This is a genomic window from Bradyrhizobium sp. WSM2793 (genome assembly GCF_000379585.1).
GTDB lineage: Bacteria > Pseudomonadota > Alphaproteobacteria > Rhizobiales > Xanthobacteraceae > Bradyrhizobium.
The window spans coordinates 214,874-231,635 of record NZ_KB902813.1; the positions used below are offsets into that span (position 1 = coordinate 214,874).

Annotated in this window: 22 protein-coding genes; all 22 read left to right on the forward strand. The window is 63.0% G+C overall.

The features are described from left to right. The first annotated feature begins 99 nt into the window (after positions 1–99). The 22 genes from A3AS_RS0135680 to rpsH all read left to right on the forward strand — a co-directional run bounded on the left by A3AS_RS0135680 (position 100) and on the right by rpsH (position 16,751). Positions 100–2,160 carry an FAD-dependent oxidoreductase gene (locus A3AS_RS0135680; RefSeq protein WP_018322258.1) on the forward strand — a complete coding sequence of 687 codons (2,061 nt, stop codon included), beginning with the start codon at positions 100–102 and terminating at the stop codon, positions 2,158–2,160. 134 nt (positions 2,161–2,294) lie between these two features. After that, positions 2,295–4,322 carry an ABC transporter ATP-binding protein gene (locus A3AS_RS0135685; RefSeq protein WP_018322259.1) on the forward strand — a complete coding sequence of 676 codons (2,028 nt, stop codon included), beginning with the start codon at positions 2,295–2,297 and terminating at the stop codon, positions 4,320–4,322. Positions 4,323–5,200: 878 nt separating this feature from the next. Further along, positions 5,201–5,572 carry a 30S ribosomal protein S12 gene (gene rpsL, locus A3AS_RS0135695; protein ID WP_007603006.1) on the forward strand — a complete coding sequence of 124 codons (372 nt, stop codon included), beginning with the start codon at positions 5,201–5,203 and terminating at the stop codon, positions 5,570–5,572. A gap of 15 nt (positions 5,573–5,587) precedes the next feature. Beyond that, a complete protein-coding gene (gene rpsG, locus A3AS_RS0135700) occupies positions 5,588–6,058 on the forward strand; it encodes a 30S ribosomal protein S7 (protein WP_018322260.1) in 471 nt (156 codons plus the stop codon). A gap of 30 nt (positions 6,059–6,088) precedes the next feature. Continuing rightward, positions 6,089–8,161, forward strand: coding sequence for an elongation factor G (fusA, locus tag A3AS_RS0135705; protein ID WP_018322261.1), 2,073 nt, complete (start codon positions 6,089–6,091; stop codon positions 8,159–8,161). A gap of 40 nt (positions 8,162–8,201) precedes the next feature. Next, on the forward strand, positions 8,202–9,392 hold the full coding sequence (tuf, locus tag A3AS_RS0135710; protein ID WP_008136415.1) for an elongation factor Tu: 1,191 nt from the start codon (positions 8,202–8,204) through the stop codon (positions 9,390–9,392). Positions 9,393–9,475: 83 nt separating this feature from the next. Further along, complete coding sequence (gene rpsJ / locus A3AS_RS0135715) at positions 9,476–9,784, forward strand: 30S ribosomal protein S10 (RefSeq protein ID WP_002712302.1); 309 nt, start codon at positions 9,476–9,478, stop codon at positions 9,782–9,784. 53 nt (positions 9,785–9,837) lie between these two features. Next, entirely contained in the window at positions 9,838–10,554 is a 717-nt protein-coding gene (gene rplC, locus A3AS_RS0135720) for a 50S ribosomal protein L3 (RefSeq protein WP_018322262.1), read from the forward strand. Position 10,555: 1 nt separating this feature from the next. Beyond that, the gene (rplD, locus tag A3AS_RS0135725) at positions 10,556–11,176 is read left to right on the forward strand and encodes a 50S ribosomal protein L4 (RefSeq protein ID WP_020508797.1); all 621 of its coding nucleotides are present in this window, start codon (positions 10,556–10,558) and stop codon (positions 11,174–11,176) included. Next, positions 11,173–11,475: a 50S ribosomal protein L23 gene (locus A3AS_RS0135730; RefSeq protein WP_018322264.1), complete on the forward strand. Its 303-nt coding sequence runs from the start codon at positions 11,173–11,175 to the stop codon at positions 11,473–11,475. The genes rplD and A3AS_RS0135730 overlap by 4 nt, the downstream gene beginning before the upstream one ends. 12 nt (positions 11,476–11,487) lie before the next feature. After that, positions 11,488–12,321, forward strand: a complete 834-nt coding sequence (gene rplB, locus A3AS_RS0135735) for a 50S ribosomal protein L2 (RefSeq protein ID WP_018322265.1) — start codon at positions 11,488–11,490, stop codon at positions 12,319–12,321. A 12-nt stretch (positions 12,322–12,333) separates the two neighbouring features. Then, positions 12,334–12,612, forward strand: a complete 279-nt coding sequence (gene rpsS, locus A3AS_RS0135740; RefSeq protein ID WP_008136357.1) for a 30S ribosomal protein S19 — start codon at positions 12,334–12,336, stop codon at positions 12,610–12,612. A 10-nt stretch (positions 12,613–12,622) separates the two neighbouring features. Beyond that, complete coding sequence (rplV, locus tag A3AS_RS0135745) at positions 12,623–13,009, forward strand: 50S ribosomal protein L22 (protein ID WP_008136353.1); 387 nt, start codon at positions 12,623–12,625, stop codon at positions 13,007–13,009. Between the two features lie 17 nt (positions 13,010–13,026). Continuing rightward, complete coding sequence (gene rpsC, locus A3AS_RS0135750) at positions 13,027–13,752, forward strand: 30S ribosomal protein S3 (protein ID WP_014494500.1); 726 nt, start codon at positions 13,027–13,029, stop codon at positions 13,750–13,752. Between the two features lie 30 nt (positions 13,753–13,782). Then, the gene (gene rplP, locus A3AS_RS0135755; protein ID WP_008136349.1) at positions 13,783–14,196 is read left to right on the forward strand and encodes a 50S ribosomal protein L16; all 414 of its coding nucleotides are present in this window, start codon (positions 13,783–13,785) and stop codon (positions 14,194–14,196) included. Between the two features lie 5 nt (positions 14,197–14,201). Continuing rightward, positions 14,202–14,408 carry a 50S ribosomal protein L29 gene (rpmC, locus tag A3AS_RS0135760; RefSeq protein WP_026202715.1) on the forward strand — a complete coding sequence of 69 codons (207 nt, stop codon included), beginning with the start codon at positions 14,202–14,204 and terminating at the stop codon, positions 14,406–14,408. Between the two features lie 13 nt (positions 14,409–14,421). Beyond that, entirely contained in the window at positions 14,422–14,670 is a 249-nt protein-coding gene (gene rpsQ, locus A3AS_RS0135765) for a 30S ribosomal protein S17 (protein ID WP_007603028.1), read from the forward strand. An 83-nt stretch (positions 14,671–14,753) separates the two neighbouring features. Further along, positions 14,754–15,122 (forward strand): 50S ribosomal protein L14, encoded by a 369-nt coding sequence (rplN, locus tag A3AS_RS0135770; RefSeq protein ID WP_007603030.1) that lies wholly within the window; start codon positions 14,754–14,756, stop codon positions 15,120–15,122. After that, complete coding sequence (gene rplX / locus A3AS_RS0135775; RefSeq protein ID WP_007603031.1) at positions 15,122–15,436, forward strand: 50S ribosomal protein L24; 315 nt, start codon at positions 15,122–15,124, stop codon at positions 15,434–15,436. The genes rplN and rplX overlap by 1 nt, the downstream gene beginning before the upstream one ends. After that, on the forward strand, positions 15,429–15,986 hold the full coding sequence (gene rplE / locus A3AS_RS0135780) for a 50S ribosomal protein L5 (RefSeq protein WP_018322267.1): 558 nt from the start codon (positions 15,429–15,431) through the stop codon (positions 15,984–15,986). The genes rplX and rplE overlap by 8 nt, the downstream gene beginning before the upstream one ends. A gap of 46 nt (positions 15,987–16,032) precedes the next feature. Then, positions 16,033–16,338 (forward strand): 30S ribosomal protein S14, encoded by a 306-nt coding sequence (gene rpsN, locus A3AS_RS0135785; RefSeq protein WP_018322268.1) that lies wholly within the window; start codon positions 16,033–16,035, stop codon positions 16,336–16,338. A gap of 14 nt (positions 16,339–16,352) precedes the next feature. Beyond that, a complete protein-coding gene (gene rpsH / locus A3AS_RS0135790) occupies positions 16,353–16,751 on the forward strand; it encodes a 30S ribosomal protein S8 (RefSeq protein WP_018322269.1) in 399 nt (132 codons plus the stop codon). Positions 16,752–16,762: the final 11 nt, after the last annotated feature.

Genomic DNA, 16,762 nt, shown 5'->3' on the forward strand with positions numbered 1-16,762 from the left:
CCTTTGTTCATCTTTCCTTCAGCCGCAAAAGCGCTTCTGCTAGGAGAGTTTAGACCGGTGGTCCCGTGAAGGGGGCGGGCCGGAGACCACGGAACTCACATGCTTGATCTCGCAATCGTAGGCGGCGGCCCCGGCGGGCTGATGAGCGCTTGGTATCTGAAGCGCAAGCTTGGCGATCTCTGTCGCGTCACCATCTACGAGGCCTCCGATCGGCTCGGCGGCAAGATCGTCACCCGCAAGTTCGATTCCGCACCTGCGATGTACGAGGCCGGCGTTGCCGAGATCTACGACTACTCGATGACCGGGCCGGATCCGCTACGCGAGCTGATCCAGCATTTCGGGCTGCAGACGATCCCGATGGATGCCGAGCAGGTGCAGTTCGGCGGCGAGCTTCTCGACGACGTGCCGGGTATGCGCCGCAAGTATGGCGCCAAGACCGCCGCGGCGATCGAGGCGTTCCGCAAGCGCTGTGCTGAGGCGATGTCGCCGATCGAATATTACGAGGGCGTCGGCGCGCACGACAACGAGAACCCCTGGGCCTACAAGACCGCCGAGCAGGTGCTCGACGAGGAGGTCGAGGACGAAACCGCAAAGCGCTTCTTCAAGGTGATGGCGCGCTCCGACATCGCCACCGAGAGCCACAACACCAACGGCCTCAACGCGCTCAAGAACTATCTGATGGATGTCGACGGCTATATCGGCCTTTATTCCATCCAGAACGGCAACGAGCAGCTGATCGAGTGCCTGCAGTCGGAGGTGAACGCCGACATCCAGCTCAATCACCGCGTGCTCACAGTCGGCAAGGCGCCGACCGGGCGCTACCAGCTCAAGATGATGAACGGCAAGGGACCGGAGACGCGCGACTTCGATCTCGTGCTGGTCTGCCTGCCGCATTCCTGGCTCGCCACCATGGGGTGGGAAGGCGAACAGCTCCGCAAGTCGATGGTCAAGCACGTCTCTTACTTCGACCGTCCCGCGCACTATTTGCGCGTCTCAATCCTGTTCGACACGCCGTTCTGGGGCGAGAAGATTCCGGGCGCCTGGTTCATGTCGGAAGCGTTCGGCGGCTGCTGCGTCTACAACGAGGGTGCGCGCCACGACGTCGGCAAGCACGGCGTGCTGAACTGGCTGATTCCCGGCTCCGACGCGCTGGCCTTCGCCAATCTGTCCGACCAGGAGCTGCTCGATGCCGCGCTGAAATCGCTGCCGGCCTCGCTCGGCGATGCGCGCCAGCATTTCATGGAAGGCAAGATCCACCGCTGGTTGTCGTCGGTGAACGCGATTCCCGGCGGCCTGCCGGTGCGCGACGTCATGACCAATCACCGGCCCGAGCCGAAGGAGCATCCCGGCATCGTGGTGGTCGGCGACTATCTGTTCGACTCGACCCTGAACGGCCTGCTCGACTCCTCGGATGCGGCGACCGACATCATCCTGACCGAGATGATGCGCCTGCGCCGCGAGCGCGCGCAGGACGACAAGCCGCTCTCCGACAAGATCGACCGCGACTATTTCGAGAACTATCGCGGCCTCGGCCCGTATCACGAGGCGTGGCGCCACTTCACCGATCCCGATTACCTCACACGGCTGCTCGGCATCGTCTGGGGCAAGACCAAGGGCGCCAAGCTGCTCGTCGCGGGCTCGGCCAGCGGCGAATTGGTCGGCGCGCTACGCGAGCGCGGCATCGATGCCTTCGGCATCGAGAGCAACCGCGCCATCCACGCCAGGACGCCGAAGGCGCTGAAGAAGTACAACAAGCTCGGCTCGATCACCGACATGCCGTTCAAGGACGGCGCGTTCGACTTCGTGTTCGAGACCAGCCTCTGCCACGTTTCCCCGAAGCAGGTGGTCCGCGCGATCAAGGAACTGAACCGCGTGGTCAAGACCGGCCTCGTGTTCGGCTCGATTACCTCGGACATGGCGCCGGCGCTGATCGACCGCTACGACCTCCTGCGCGGGGTCAAGAAACTCGGCACCTGGTGGGAATGGTCCGAGCTGTTCTTCGGCAATGGTTTCGACCTCTCGATGCACCGCAAGGACTGCACCGATGCGCTCTGGGAGGCCACGCTCGCCGCCAACAAGGGGCCGGGGCAGTGGTACGCCGACGCCGACAGTCTGCGCTATTCCTTCTTCGACAAGGTCGAGGACGAGGACGAGGACTAGCCGCGGGGCGCGCGTCGAATTCGCCAATTGTTTTGCCGAATTCATCCTGATCGCATAGAATCGGTGCAATAGCGGTTTTCCGCTTTGTCCTGCTTTCTCTGCGGTCATGCCGGCCGTCAGCATCGGTTGGTTTCATGGCATCCAAGCCTCTTTCGCCCGACAAACAGAAGCTCGCCGCCGAAGAGGCGGCCGAGCTCGACGACAAGCTCGCCTCGACTGCCAAGCCGGACCTCGAAGACGACGAGGACGCCGAAGACGAGGCGGACGACGAGCTGGAGCTCGACGACGACGATGAGGACGAGGACCTCGTCGTCTTCACCGCGCGCGAGGCCGCCGGCGCGCTCGCGACCATCGTCGGGTTCGTCAAGCCGTTCCTGGCGAACTACAAGCGGATGCTGTCCTTCGTGGCGTTCGGCGTCTGCGTCGAGACGCTGTTCAACGTCATCATGCCGCTCAGCCTCAAGTTCCTGATCGACGACGCGCTCGGCGAGGAGGATTTCCAGGCGCTGTACAAGATCCTCGGCGTGCTCGCCGTCGCCGGCATCTTCACCTCGATCGTCGCGGTCTGGTACGAGCGCTGGGACGCGCGGCTGGCGGCCTGCATCATCTCCGATGTCCGCAAGCGCCTGTTCGAGCACGTTCAGGATCTGCCGGCGGCCTATTTCGGCCGCACCAAGCGCGGCGAGATCCTGTCGCGCTTCTCCGTCGACCTCTCGGCCTTCGAAGGCTCGGTCAAGACGTTTGCCAACAGTGCCGCGCTGCCCTTTCTGGAATTGGTTGCCGGCATCATCCTAATGGTGTTCCTGAACTGGCAGCTCGCGGCGGTCGCGCTGCTCGTGTTCCCGATCACACTGATCGGTCCGCGGATCCTGACGCCGAAGGCGGTGCAGGCCAATTACGAGCAGAAGCTCAACGAAAGCGCGCTGCTCGGCATGGTGCAGGAGAACGTGGCGGCGCAGGCCGTGATCAAGGCGTTCAGCCTGCAGCGCAAGATGTTCGGCTTCTTCACCTTCCGCAACGACGAGACGCGCAACAAGATCGCCTCGGCCGCGTTCCTGTCGACCATGGTGGAGCGGACGGTCACCATCTCGGTGCTGATGCTGCACCTCGTGGTGCTCGCGATCGGCGCCTATCTCGCCACCAAGGGCCAGATCACCATCGGCACCTTCGTCACCTTCGAGAGCGCGTTCTGGGAGGTCTCCTACAACATCGCTCATGTCATGCATTTCATCCCGGTGTCGATCTCCTCGGCCGCTGCGATCCGGCACATGCACGAGCTGCTGGACGAGCCGACTCGCGCTGCCGACCGCCCCGGCGCACCCGACCTGCCGCGCATCACCAACGACATCACCTTCGATCACGTCACCTTCCAGTACGAGGGCAGCCAGACGCCGGTGCTGGACAATCTCAGCCTCAAGCTCAATGCGGGCAAGCGCATCGCGATCGTCGGCCCGAGCGGCTCCGGCAAGAGCACGTTGCTCAATTTGATCCTGCGGCTTTACGTGCCCGACGAGGGCCGCGTCACCATCGACGGTGTCGACGTCCGCAAGGTGACGCTGGATTCGCTGCGCCGGAGCATGGCGGTGGTGTTCCAGGAGAACATGCTGTTCAACATGTCGATCCGCGAGAACATCCGGCTCGGCAAGGAGGGAGCGACCGATGAGGAGGTGGAGGAGGCGGCCAAGAAGGCCGAGATCCACCGCTATATCATGAGCCTGCCGCAGCGATACGACACGCCGGTCGGTGAGCGCGGCGACACCCTGTCGGGCGGCCAGCGCCAGCGCATCGCGATCGCGCGCGCGGTTATCCGCAATCCCTCGGTGCTGCTGCTGGACGAAGCCACCTCGGCGCTGGACCAGACCACGGAAGCCGCGATCAACCGCACGCTGCTCAAGGTCGCCAAGGGACGCACCATGATCTGGTCGACCCACCGCCTGACCTCGGTGGTGGAGATGGACGAGATCATCGTGATCTCGGGGGGCAGGGCGATCGAGCGCGGCTCGCATGCCCAGCTGCTCGCCAAGAACGGGACCTATCGCAAGCTCTGGAACGACCAGATCCACCAGCCGCACGGCGCGGCGGCTCACGCCGACGACGGCAGCGACGATGAGGACGAAGACGACCTCGAGGATGTCGAGGACGAGGACGACGAGGAGGAATGACCAAGTTCGCACCGATTCTATGCGGCCATCGGTGTGCGCTTGATTCCCGACGTGACGATGCGCTCTTCGGTCAGAAAAAGCCCGGTCGGATAGCTCACATGCGGATAGGTCAGGACCGTCGGAAGCCTCGCGGCCGATATCCCGGGCGTTGGTCGCGCCGGGCAACCTCCGCCGATTTTGGTGACATCCCCGCCGCCGATTGCTGCTGAAGCGGGTAGATTTGCGGCTCCCGCGTAAAAAAGCCAATGCTTCGCGACACAAAAGTACTTTTTGCCCGGATATAAATAGCCGCGCGGCTGGCGAAATGAAGGCTGCGGTCCCATATCGGAGTGGTGCGGCGAGGGCGGCAAACAGCGATTTTGACAGGCTCCTGAAGCGGTTCGTGGCTGTCGTTTCGCCTTGACTTGATCGATTCTCACTTATAGAAAGCGCCTCACTTAACGACAGGCGGTGAGCATCGCCAGCGTCGGAACGGGCCACCCGTTAGATCCCCAAGGACTAGAGCCACAAGGGATCGCTCAAGGCGGGCACCAACCTCGACGAATGCCGCTCAAACGCTGTCGCTCATAGCTAGGCAATGCCAGTGCGATTCTAGTTCTCTTGAGCTTATTCTCTTGAGATCGAATTCGGATGCATGACCTCAGTGCGCGGGCCGCGGCTTCATGCTGACCGGCCTCAATACTGCGGTCCTCTGTGGCGTCGAAGCGCTTTCCGCCCGTTGATGGGGCGGTTGGCGCGATTTCGCTTTGTGCGGATTGTTCCGCGGAAGGCGACCTCGTCGGGCAGGTAGCTCGAAAGAATTTGCAGTCCCGGCGACGGGCTGCGGCAAGACAGCGGATCCGAAAAGGATCTGCGACAGAACAAAGGGTAAGGCCAGGATGCCGACGATCAACCAGCTGATCGCTCAACCGCGTGAAGTGCAGAAGTCGCGCAAGAAGGTGCCGGCGCTGCAGCAGTCGCCGCAGAAGCGTGGTGTTTGCACCCGCGTCTACACCACGACCCCGAAGAAGCCGAACTCGGCGCTTCGTAAGGTCGCCAAGGTGCGCCTGACCAACGGCTTCGAGGTGATCGGCTACATCCCCGGTGAGGGCCATAACCTTCAGGAGCACTCGGTGGTCATGATCCGCGGCGGTCGCGTCAAGGACTTGCCCGGCGTGCGCTACCACATCCTCCGCGGCGTTCTGGATACCCAGGGCGTCAAGAACCGTAAGCAGCGTCGTTCGAAGTACGGCGCGAAGCGTCCGAAGTAAGCGGGAACCAGGTCCATGTCTCGTCGCCACTCAGCGGAAAAGCGCGAAGTCCTTCCCGATCCGAAGTTCGGGAACATCATCGTCACGAAGTTCATGAACTCTGTGATGTACGCCGGCAAGAAGTCGGTCGCCGAAGGCATCGTCTACGGTGCGTTCGGTATCATCGAAACCAAGACCAAGCAGAACCCGCTCGGCGTGTTCGAGCAGGCGCTCGAGAACGTCATGCCGACGATCGAAGTGCGCTCCCGCCGCGTCGGCGGCGCGACCTACCAGGTTCCGGTCGAAGTTCGTTCGACCCGCCGTCAGGCGCTGGGCATCCGCTGGCTGATCTCCGCTGCGCGTGATCGCAACGAGAAGACCATGACCGAGCGGCTCTCGGCCGAGCTTCTGGACGCCTCGAACAACCGCGGGAATGCCGTCAAGAAGCGCGAAGACGTGCACCGGATGGCGGAAGCCAACCGCGCCTTCTCGCACTATCGCTGGTAACGGCGACACACGGAATCTAAGGAACACCCTATGCCCCGCGTTCATGCCATAGAGAATTACCGCAACTTCGGTATCATGGCGCATATCGATGCCGGCAAGACCACGACCACCGAGCGCATCCTCTATTACACCGGCAAGAGCCACAAGATCGGCGAAGTGCACGAAGGTGCCGCGACGATGGACTGGATGGAGCAGGAGCAGGAGCGTGGCATCACGATCACCTCGGCTGCGACCACTGCATTCTGGGCCGGCAAGCGCCTGAACATCATCGACACCCCCGGCCACGTCGACTTCACCATCGAAGTCGAACGCTCGCTGCGCGTGCTCGACGGCGCCGTCTGCGTGCTCGACTCGAACCAGGGCGTTGAGCCCCAGACCGAGACCGTCTGGCGCCAGGGCGACAAGTACAAGGTTCCGCGCATCGTCTTCGCCAACAAGATGGACAAGACCGGCGCCGACTTCTTCAAGTGCCTGGCCGACATCGTCGACCGCCTCGGCGCCAAGCCGATCGCGATCCAGCTTCCGATCGGCGCCGAGAACAACTTCAAGGGTCTCGTCGACCTCGTGAAGATGCAGGGCATCATCTGGAACGATGAATCGCTCGGCGCGAAGTTCGATTATGTCGACATTCCGGAAGATCTGGTCGAGCAGGCCAAGGAATACCGCGAGAAGATGGTGGAAGCCGCCGTCGAGCTCGACGACGACGCCATGGCCGCCTATCTCGACGGTAAGGAGCCGGACGAAGAGACGCTGAAGCGGCTGATCCGCAAGGCGGTTCTGACCGGTGCGTTCTATCCCGTGCTGTGCGGCTCGGCCTTCAAGAACAAGGGCGTGCAGCCGCTGCTCGACGCCGTCGTCGACTATCTGCCGTCGCCGATCGACGTGCCCGCGATCAAGGGCACCGACGATCGCGGCAACGAAGTCGTGCGCAAGGCGGACGACAAGGAGCCGCTCGCGCTGCTCGCGTTCAAGATCATGGACGACCCGTTCGTCGGCACCATCACCTTCTGCCGCATCTACTCCGGCGTTCTGCAGAGCGGCACCGGCGTCGTGAACTCGACCCGCGAGAAGAAGGAGCGCATCGGGCGCATGCTCTTGATGCATGCGAACAACCGCGAAGACATCAAGGAAGCCTATGCCGGCGACATCGTCGCGCTGGCCGGCCTGAAGGAAGCGCGCACCGGTGACACGCTGTGCGATCCCGACAAGCAGGTGATCCTCGAGAAGATGGAATTCCCCGAGCCGGTCATCGAGATCGCGATCGAGCCGAAGTCCAAGGCCGACCAGGAAAAGCTGGGCGTGGCGCTGGCCAAGCTCGCTGCGGAGGATCCGTCCTTCCGCGTGTCGACCGACCAGGAGTCCGGCCAGACCATCCTCAAGGGCATGGGCGAACTCCATCTCGACATCAAGGTCGACATCCTCAAGCGCACCTACAAGGTCGACGCCAACATCGGCGCGCCCCAGGTTGCGTTCCGTGAGCGCGTCACCAAGAAGGCCGAGGTCAAGTACACCCACAAGAAGCAGACCGGCGGTACCGGTCAGTTCGCGGAAGTGTCGATCGTGGTCGAACCGAACGAGCCCGGCAAGGGCTACGAGTTCGAGTCCAAGATCGTCGGTGGTGCGGTTCCGAAGGAATACATCCCCGGCGTCGAAAAGGGCCTCAACAGCGTGATGAGCTCTGGTGTCGTCGCGGGCTTCCCCGTGGTCGACGTCAAGGTTCAGCTCGTCGACGGCAAGTATCACGACGTCGACTCGTCGGCACTCGCCTTCGAAATCGCATCGCGCGCGGCGTTCCGCGAAGCCTTGCAGAAGGGCAAGTCCGTCCTGCTCGAGCCGATCATGAAGGTCGAAGTGGTGACCCCGGAAGACTACACCGGCTCGGTCATCGGCGACCTGAATTCGCGGCGCGGTCAGATCCAGGGTCAGGACATGCGCGGCAACGCCAACGTCATCAATGCGATGGTGCCGCTCATGAACATGTTCGGTTACGTGAATAACCTGCGCTCGATGAGCCAGGGTCGCGCAACCTTCACCATGCAGTTCGACCACTACGCAGAAGCGCCGGCCAACGTGTCGGCAGAAGTCCAGAAGAAGTTTGCCTGATTGTCGTCGGTCACGAACTGACGATTGAACGGAGAGTCAAATGGCCAAAGCAAAGTTTGAACGTAACAAGCCGCACTGCAACATCGGCACCATCGGTCACGTCGACCATGGCAAGACGTCGCTGACCGCGGCGATCACCAAGGTTCTCGCCGAAGCCGGCGGTGCGACGTTCACCGCGTACGACCAGATCGACAAGGCGCCGGAAGAGAAGGCGCGCGGCATCACCATCTCGACCGCGCACGTCGAGTACGAGACGCCGAACCGCCACTACGCCCACGTCGACTGCCCCGGCCACGCCGACTACGTCAAGAACATGATCACCGGCGCCGCCCAGATGGACGGTGCGATCCTGGTCGTGTCCGCCGCTGACGGCCCGATGCCGCAGACCCGCGAGCACATCCTGCTCGCCCGCCAGGTCGGCGTGCCCGCGCTCGTCGTGTTCCTCAACAAGTGCGACATGGTCGACGATCCGGAACTGCTCGAGCTCGTCGAGCTCGAAGTCCGCGAGCTGCTCTCGAAGTACGACTTCCCGGGCGACAAGATCCCGATCATCAAGGGTTCGGCGCTCGCCGCTCTCGAAGATTCCGACAAGAAGCTCGGCCACGACGCCATCCTCGAGCTGATGAAGAACGTCGACGAGTACATCCCGCAGCCGGAGCGTCCGATCGACCAGCCGTTCCTGATGCCGGTTGAAGACGTGTTCTCGATCTCGGGCCGCGGCACCGTCGTGACCGGCCGTGTCGAGCGCGGCATCGTCAAGGTCGGCGAGGAAATCGAGATCGTCGGTCTCCGTGCGACCCAGAAGACGACCGTCACCGGCGTCGAAATGTTCCGCAAGCTGCTCGATCAGGGCCAGGCCGGCGACAACATCGGTGCGCTGCTCCGCGGCACCAAGCGCGAAGACGTCGAGCGCGGCCAGGTGCTGTGCAAGCCGGGTTCGGTCAAGCCGCACACCAAGTTCAAGGCTGAGGCTTACATCCTCACCAAGGAAGAGGGCGGTCGCCACACCCCGTTCTTCACCAACTACCGTCCGCAGTTCTACTTCCGCACCACCGACGTGACCGGTGTCGTGCACCTGCCGGAAGGCACCGAGATGGTGATGCCGGGCGACAACATCGCGATGGAAGTGCACCTGATCGTGCCGATCGCGATGGAAGAGAAGCTCCGCTTCGCGATCCGCGAAGGTGGCCGCACCGTCGGCGCCGGCGTCGTCGCCTCGATCATCGAGTAACAAGCGAATAGGGAATGGTGAGTGGCGAATAGGGATTTCTATTCGCTACTCGCTACTCGCCACTCACTAAAGAAAGCACGGCAATGAACGGCCAAAACATTCGTATCCGTCTCAAGGCGTTCGACCATCGTATCCTCGATACGTCGACCCGCGAGATCGTGAACACGGCGAAGCGCACCGGCGCGCAGGTCCGCGGACCCATTCCGCTGCCCACCCGCATCGAGAAGTTCACCGTCAACCGTTCGCCCCACGTCGACAAGAAGAGCCGCGAGCAGTTCGAGATGCGCACTCACAAGCGCCTGCTCGACATCGTCGATCCGACCCCGCAGACCGTCGATGCTTTGATGAAGCTCGACCTGGCCGCCGGTGTCGACGTCGAGATCAAGCTCTAAGATTTTTGGATCCCGTTCGCTTAAGGCGGACAGAAAGAACAGGAAGCAAGCCGATGCGCTCCGGAGTGATCGCACAAAAGGTCGGGATGACGCGGGTCTTTACTGAGGCCGGCGAACATATCCCCGTGACCGTGCTGAAGCTCGGCAATTGCCAGGTCGTGGGCCACCGTACCGAAGAGAAGAACGGTTACGTGGCGCTCCAGCTTGGTTCTGGTGCCCGCAAGACCGTTTACATGCCCAAGGCGGAGCGCGGCCAGTTCGCGGTCGCCAAGGTCGAGCCGAAGCGCCGGGTCGAGGAATTCCGCGTCACCGCGGATGCCATGATCCCGGTCGGCGCCGAGATCCTTGCCGACCACTTCGTCGTCGGCCAGTTCGTCGACGTCACCGGCACCTCGGTCGGTAAGGGCTTCGCCGGCGGCATGAAGCGCTGGAACTTCGGCGGTCTGCGCGCCACCCACGGCGTCTCGGTCTCGCACCGCTCGATCGGTTCGACCGGTGGCCGTCAGGACCCCGGCAAGACCTGGAAGAACAAGAAGATGCCCGGCCACATGGGTGTCGACCGCATTACCACGCTCAACCTTCGCGTCGTTCAGCTCGATGTCGAGCGCGGCCTGATCCTCGTCGAAGGTGCCGTTCCCGGCTCCAAGGGCGGCTGGATCCGCGTGCGCGACGCCGTCAAGAAGCCGCTGCCGAAGGAAGCTCCGAAGCCCGGCAAGTTCAAGGTTGCCGGTGGCGAAGCCGAGGCTGCGGCCCAGCAGGAGGGTGCGTGAGATGGAATTGAAGGTCACCACCCTCGAAGGTAAGGAAGCCGGCTCGGTCCAGCTGTCCGACACCATTTTCGGCCTCGAGCCGCGCCAGGACATCATTGCGCGTTGCGTGCAGTGGCAGCTCAACAAGCGTCAGGCCGGCACCCACAAGGCCAAGGGCCGCGCCGAGATCTGGCGCACCGGCAAGAAGATGTACAAGCAGAAGGGCACCGGCGGTGCTCGTCACGGCTCGGCCCGCGTGCCGCAGTTCCGCGGCGGTGGCCGTGCTTTCGGTCCGGTGGTGCGTTCGCACGCCACCGATCTGCCGAAGAAGGTCCGCGCGCTGGCGCTGAAGCATGCGCTCTCGGCCAAGGCCAAGGACGGCGATCTCGTCGTGATCGAGAAGGCCGCGCTGGAAGCCGCCAAGACCAAGGCGCTGCTCGGTCACTTCTCGGGTCTGGGTCTCACCAACGCGCTGATCATCGACGGCGCCGAGCTCAACAACGGCTTCGCCGCTGCGGCCCGCAACATCCCGAACATGGACGTGCTGCCGATCCAGGGCATCAACGTCTACGACATCCTGCGCCGTCAGAAGCTCGTTCTGACCAAGGCCGCCATCGATGCGCTGGAGGCGCGCTTCAAATGACGAAGAACATCGAGGCTCGCCACTACGACGTGATCCTGTCGCCGGTCGTGACCGAAAAGGCAACGATCGCCTCGGAGCACAACAAGGTGCTGTTCAAGGTGGCCGCCAAGGCGACCAAGCCGCAGATCAAGGAAGCGATCGAGAAGCTGTTCGACGTCAAGGTCAAGAGCGTCAACACGCTGGTCCGCAAGGGCAAGACCAAGATCTTCCGCGGCAATCTCGGCTCGCAGTCGAACACCAAGCGCGCGATCGTGACCCTCGAAGAGGGCCACCGGATCGACGTCACCACCGGTCTGTAAGGTCGTACGACGATGGCACTGAAGACATTCAATCCTACGACGCCGGGCCAGCGCCAGCTGGTCATGGTCGATCGTTCGGCCCTCTACAAGGGCAAGCCGGTCAAGGCGCTCACCGAGGGCAAGCACTCCTCGGGCGGCCGCAACAACACCGGTCGCATTACCGTGCGTTTCCGTGGCGGTGGCCACAAGAAGACGCTGCGCACTGTGGATTTCAAGCGCGAGAAGATCGACGTCCCCGCGACGGTCGAGCGTCTCGAGTACGATCCGAACCGCACCGGCTTCATCGCACTGATCAAGTATCAGGACGGCGAGCAGGCCTACATCCTGGCGCCGCAGCGCCTGGCCGTCGGTGACACCATCATCGCGGGCAACTACGTCGACGTGAAGCCGGGCAATGTCATGCCGCTCGGCAACATGCCGGTCGGCACGATCATCCACAACATCGAGGTCAAGATCGGGAAGGGCGGCCAGCTCGCCCGTTCGGCCGGCACCTACGCCCAGCTCGTCGGCCGCGACCAGGACTACGTGATCATCCGCCTGAACTCGGGCGAGCAGCGCCTGGTGCACGGCCGTTGCCGCGGCACGATCGGCGCGGTGTCGAACCCGGATCACATGAACACCTCGATCGGCAAGGCCGGCCGCAACCGTTGGCTGGGCCGCAAGCCGCACAACCGCGGTGTTTCGATGAACCCGATTGACCATCCGCACGGCGGTGGTGAAGGTCGTACCTCGGGCGGCCGCCACCCGGTCACCCCGTGGGGCAAGCCGACCAAGGGCAAGAAGACCCGCACCAACAAGTCGACCAACAAATTCATTCTCCTAAGCCGCCACAAGCGGAAGAAGTAAGGAACGCCGGACATGGTTCGTTCAGTCTGGAAAGGCCCGTTCGTCGAGGGTTCTCTGCTCAAGAAGGCAGATGCCGCCCGCGCGTCCGGCCGTCACGACGTCATCAAGATCTGGAGCCGTCGCTCGACGATCCTGCCGCAGTTCGTCGGCCTGACCTTCGGCGTCTACAACGGTCAGAAGCACGTGCCGGTGGCCGTCAACGAGGAAATGGTCGGTCACAAGTTCGGCGAGTTCTCGCCGACCCGGACCTTCCATGGCCACTCCGGCGACAAGAAAGCCAAGAAGGCTTGAGGATTAAACGATGAGCAAACCTAAGCGCGAACGGAGCCTCGCCGAAAACGAGGCCAAGGCGGTCGCCCGGATGCTGCGGGTGAGCCCGCAGAAGCTCAACCTGGTCGCCCAGCTCATTCGCGGCCGGAAGGCAGCTGCTGCGCTCGCCGATCTGCAGTTTTCGCGCAAGCGGATCGCGGTCGACGTGAAGAAGTGCCTGGAATCGGCTATCGCCAATGCCGAGAACAATCACGATCTCGACGTGGACGATCTCGTCGTAGCGCAGGCCTTCGTCGGCAATGGCCTCGTGATGAAGCGCTTCGCCGCCCGTGGCCGTGGCCGCTCGGGCCGTGTCTACAAACCATTTTCGCAGCTGACGATCATCGTTCGTCAGGTCGAAGCCGAAGCAGCCGCTTAAGGGCGCAGGAGAACACGATGGGTCAAAAGATCAATCCGATCGGTCTGCGTCTCGGCATCAACCGCACTTGGGATTCCCGCTGGTTCGCCGGCAAGCAGGAATACGGCAAGCTGCTGCACGAAGACGTCAAGATCCGTGAGATCCTGCACAAGGAGCTCAAGCAGGCGGCCGTCGCCCGCATCGTGATCGAGCGTCCGCACAAGAAGTGCCGCGTCACCATCCACTCGGCTCGTCCGGGCGTGGTGATCGGCAAGAAGGGCGCCGACATCGACAAGCTGCGCAAGAAGGTCGCGGACATCACTTCGTCCGACGTCGTCATCAACATCGTCGAGATCCGCAAGCCGGAGCTCGATGCGACGCTGGTGGCCGAGTCGATCGCGCAGCAGCTCGAGCGCCGCGTGGCGTTCCGCCGTGCCATGAAGCGCGCCGTTCAGTCGGCGATGCGTCTCGGCGCGGAAGGCATCCGCATCAACTGCTCGGGTCGTCTGGGCGGTGCGGAAATCGCGCGCATGGAGTGGTACCGCGAAGGTCGCGTGCCGCTGCACACGCTGCGCGCCGACATCGACTACGGCGTTGCGACCGCGTTCACGACCTTCGGCACCTGCGGCGTCAAGGTCTGGATCTTCAAGGGCGAGATCCTCGAGCACGATCCGATGGCCCAGGACAAGAGAATGGCCGAAGGCGAGACGGGTGGCAGTGGTGATCGTGGTGGCCGTCAGCGCCGCGATACGGCTGCAGCCTAAAGCCGCACAGGAATTTGAGGGCTTAAAGCCATGATGCAACCTAAGAAAACGAAGTTCCGGAAGGCGCATAAGGGCCGCATCCACGGCGTTGCGTCTTCGGGCGCGACGTTGGCGTTCGGCCAGTTCGGCCTGAAGGCGACCGAGCCTGAGCGCGTCACCGCGCGCCAGATCGAAGCCGCTCGCCGCGCGCTGACCCGCCACATGAAGCGCGCCGGCCGCGTCTGGATCCGCGTGTTCCCCGACGTTCCGGTGTCGAAGAAGCCGGCCGAAGTCCGCATGGGCTCCGGCAAGGGTTCGCCGGAATTGTGGGTCGCGCGCGTCAAGCCGGGCCGGGTGCTGTTCGAGATCGACGGCGTCAACACCCAGACGGCGCGTGAGGCGCTGACCCTGGCGGCCGCCAAGCTGCCGATCAAGACGCGCTTCGTCGAGCGCATTGCGGAGTAATGGCCATGGCCCAGATGAAGATCGAAGACATCCGCGCGATGAGCCCCGACCAGCAGGACGACGCCGTCCTGAACCTGAAGAAGGAGCGCTTCAACCTGCGCTTCCAGCGCGCCACCGGGCAGCTCGAGAACACCTCGCGCCTGCGCGAGGCCCGCCGTGACATCGCCCGGATCAAGACCGTCGCCGCGCAGACGCGCGCGAAGAAGAAGTAAGAGGCTTACGAAGATGCCGAAACGTACTTTGCAGGGCGTGGTCGTCAGCGACAAGCAAGCCAAGACCATCGTGGTGCGCGTTGATCGCCGCTTCACGCACCCGATCTACAAGAAGACGATCCGCCGTTCGAAGAACTACCACGCGCACGACGAGAGCAACGAGTTCAAGCCGGGCGACATGGTGTGGATCGAGGAATCGAAGCCGATTTCGAAGTTGAAGCGCTGGGTCGTGATCCGGGGCGAACACAAGAAAAGCGCCTGATCTGTTGGCTTTAGCCGACTGACTTCAGGGAAATGTTGAGCGCCGGCTGGGCTGGCGCAAATAGAAGAGGACGAGGTGCATCAATGATTCAGATGCAGACCAACCTCGACGTGGCCGACAATTCTGGCGCACGCCGTGTCATGTGTATCAAGGTGCTCGGGGGCTCCAAGCGCCGCTACGCCACGATCGGCGACATCATCGTCGTTTCGATCAAGGAAGCAATTCCGCGTGGCAAGGTGAAGAAGGGCGACGTGATGAAGGCCGTCGTGGTGCGCGTCCGCAAGGACATCCGCCGCGCCGACGGTTCGGTCATCCGCTTCGACCGTAACGCCGCCGTTCTGATCAACAACCAGTCCGAGCCGGTCGGCACCCGTATCTTCGGGCCCGTGCCGCGCGAGCTGCGCGCGAAGAACCACATGAAGATCATCTCGCTCGCGCCGGAGGTGCTGTGATGGCTGCCAAGATCCGCAAGGGCGACAAGGTCGTCGTGCTGACCGGCCGCGACAAGGGCCGCACCGGTGAAGTGTTCGAAGTGCGTCCCGACGCCGGCACGGCGCTGGTGCGCGGCATCAACATGGTCAAGCGTCACCAGAAGCAGACGCAGGCCCAGGAGGGCGGCATCATCTCGAAGGAGTCGCCGATCCAACTGTCCAACATCGCGTATGTCGGCAAGGACGGAAAGCCGACCCGCGTCGGATTCAAGATTCTGGCGGACGGCAAGAAGGTCCGCATCGCCAAGAGCTCGGGAGCTGAGATCGATGGCTGAGGCCGCTTACACGCCGCGCCTGCGCGCGGAATACGATGCGAAGATCCGCACGGCCATGACCGAGAAGTTCGGTTATGAGAACGTCATGCAGGTTCCGCGTCTGGACAAGGTCGTGCTGAACATGGGCGTTGGCGATTCCGTCAACGATCGCAAGAAGGCCGAGACCGCCGCTGCCGAGCTGACCCAGATCGCCGGCCAGAAGGCGATCGTGACCTATTCGCGTATCGCGATCGCGACCTTCAAGCTGCGTGAAAACCAGCCGATCGGCTGCAAGGTCACGCTGCGCAAGGCCCACATGTACGAGTTCATCGATCGCCTGGTAACGGTCGCGCTGCCGCGCGTCCGCGACTTCCGCGGCCTGAACCCGAAGAGCTTCGACGGCCGCGGCAACTACTCGCTCGGCATCAAGGAGCACATCATTTTCCCCGAGATCGACTTCGACAAGGTCACGGAAGCCCGCGGCATGGACATCACCGTCTGCACCACGGCCAAGACCGACGAAGAGGCGAGGGCCTTGTTGACCGCTTTCAATTTCCCGTTCCGGCAGTGAGACGCTGACCTAAAGCCTCTCAAACGCGGATACCCAGGAGCCAAGCATGGCAAAGAAGAGTTCAGTCGAGAAGAACAACCGGCGCAAGCGGATGGTGAAGAACGCCGCCGCCAAGCGCGAGCGGTTGAAGGCGATCATCGCCGACAAGAAGCTGCCGATGGAGGAGCGTTTCGCTGCGACGTTGAAGCTGGCGGAAATGCCGCGCAACTCGTCGGCAACCCGCATCCGCCTGCGTTGCGAGCTGTCGGGTCGCCCGCGCTCTAACTACCGCAAGAACAAGCTGTCCCGTATCGCGCTGCGCGAACTTGGCTCCAAGGGCATGGTCCCGGGCCTCGTGAAGTCCAGCTGGTAAGGAGGGTCGTTTAGATGTCTACGCACGATCCAATCAGCGATCTGATCACCCGTATCCGCAACGCGCAGATGCGCTCCAAGACCAAGGTCTCCACGCCTGGCTCGAAGATGCGCGAGAACGTGCTCGAGGTCCTCAAGTCCGAGGGCTACATCCGCGGTTACGCCACGCTCGAGCATTCCTCGGGCCGCAGCGAGATCGAGATCGAGCTGAAGTATTTCGACGGCGAGCCCGTCATCCGCGAGATCGAACGTGTTTCCAAGCCCGGGCGTCGCGTCTACGCCTCGGTGAAGAACCTGCCGCGGGTCAACAACGGGCTCGGCATTTCGGTGTTGTCGACGCCGAAGGGGATCATGGCCGACCACAGCGCGCGCGACGCGAATGTGGGCGGTGAAGTCCTCTTCACGGTGTTCTGAGAAGGATTTTT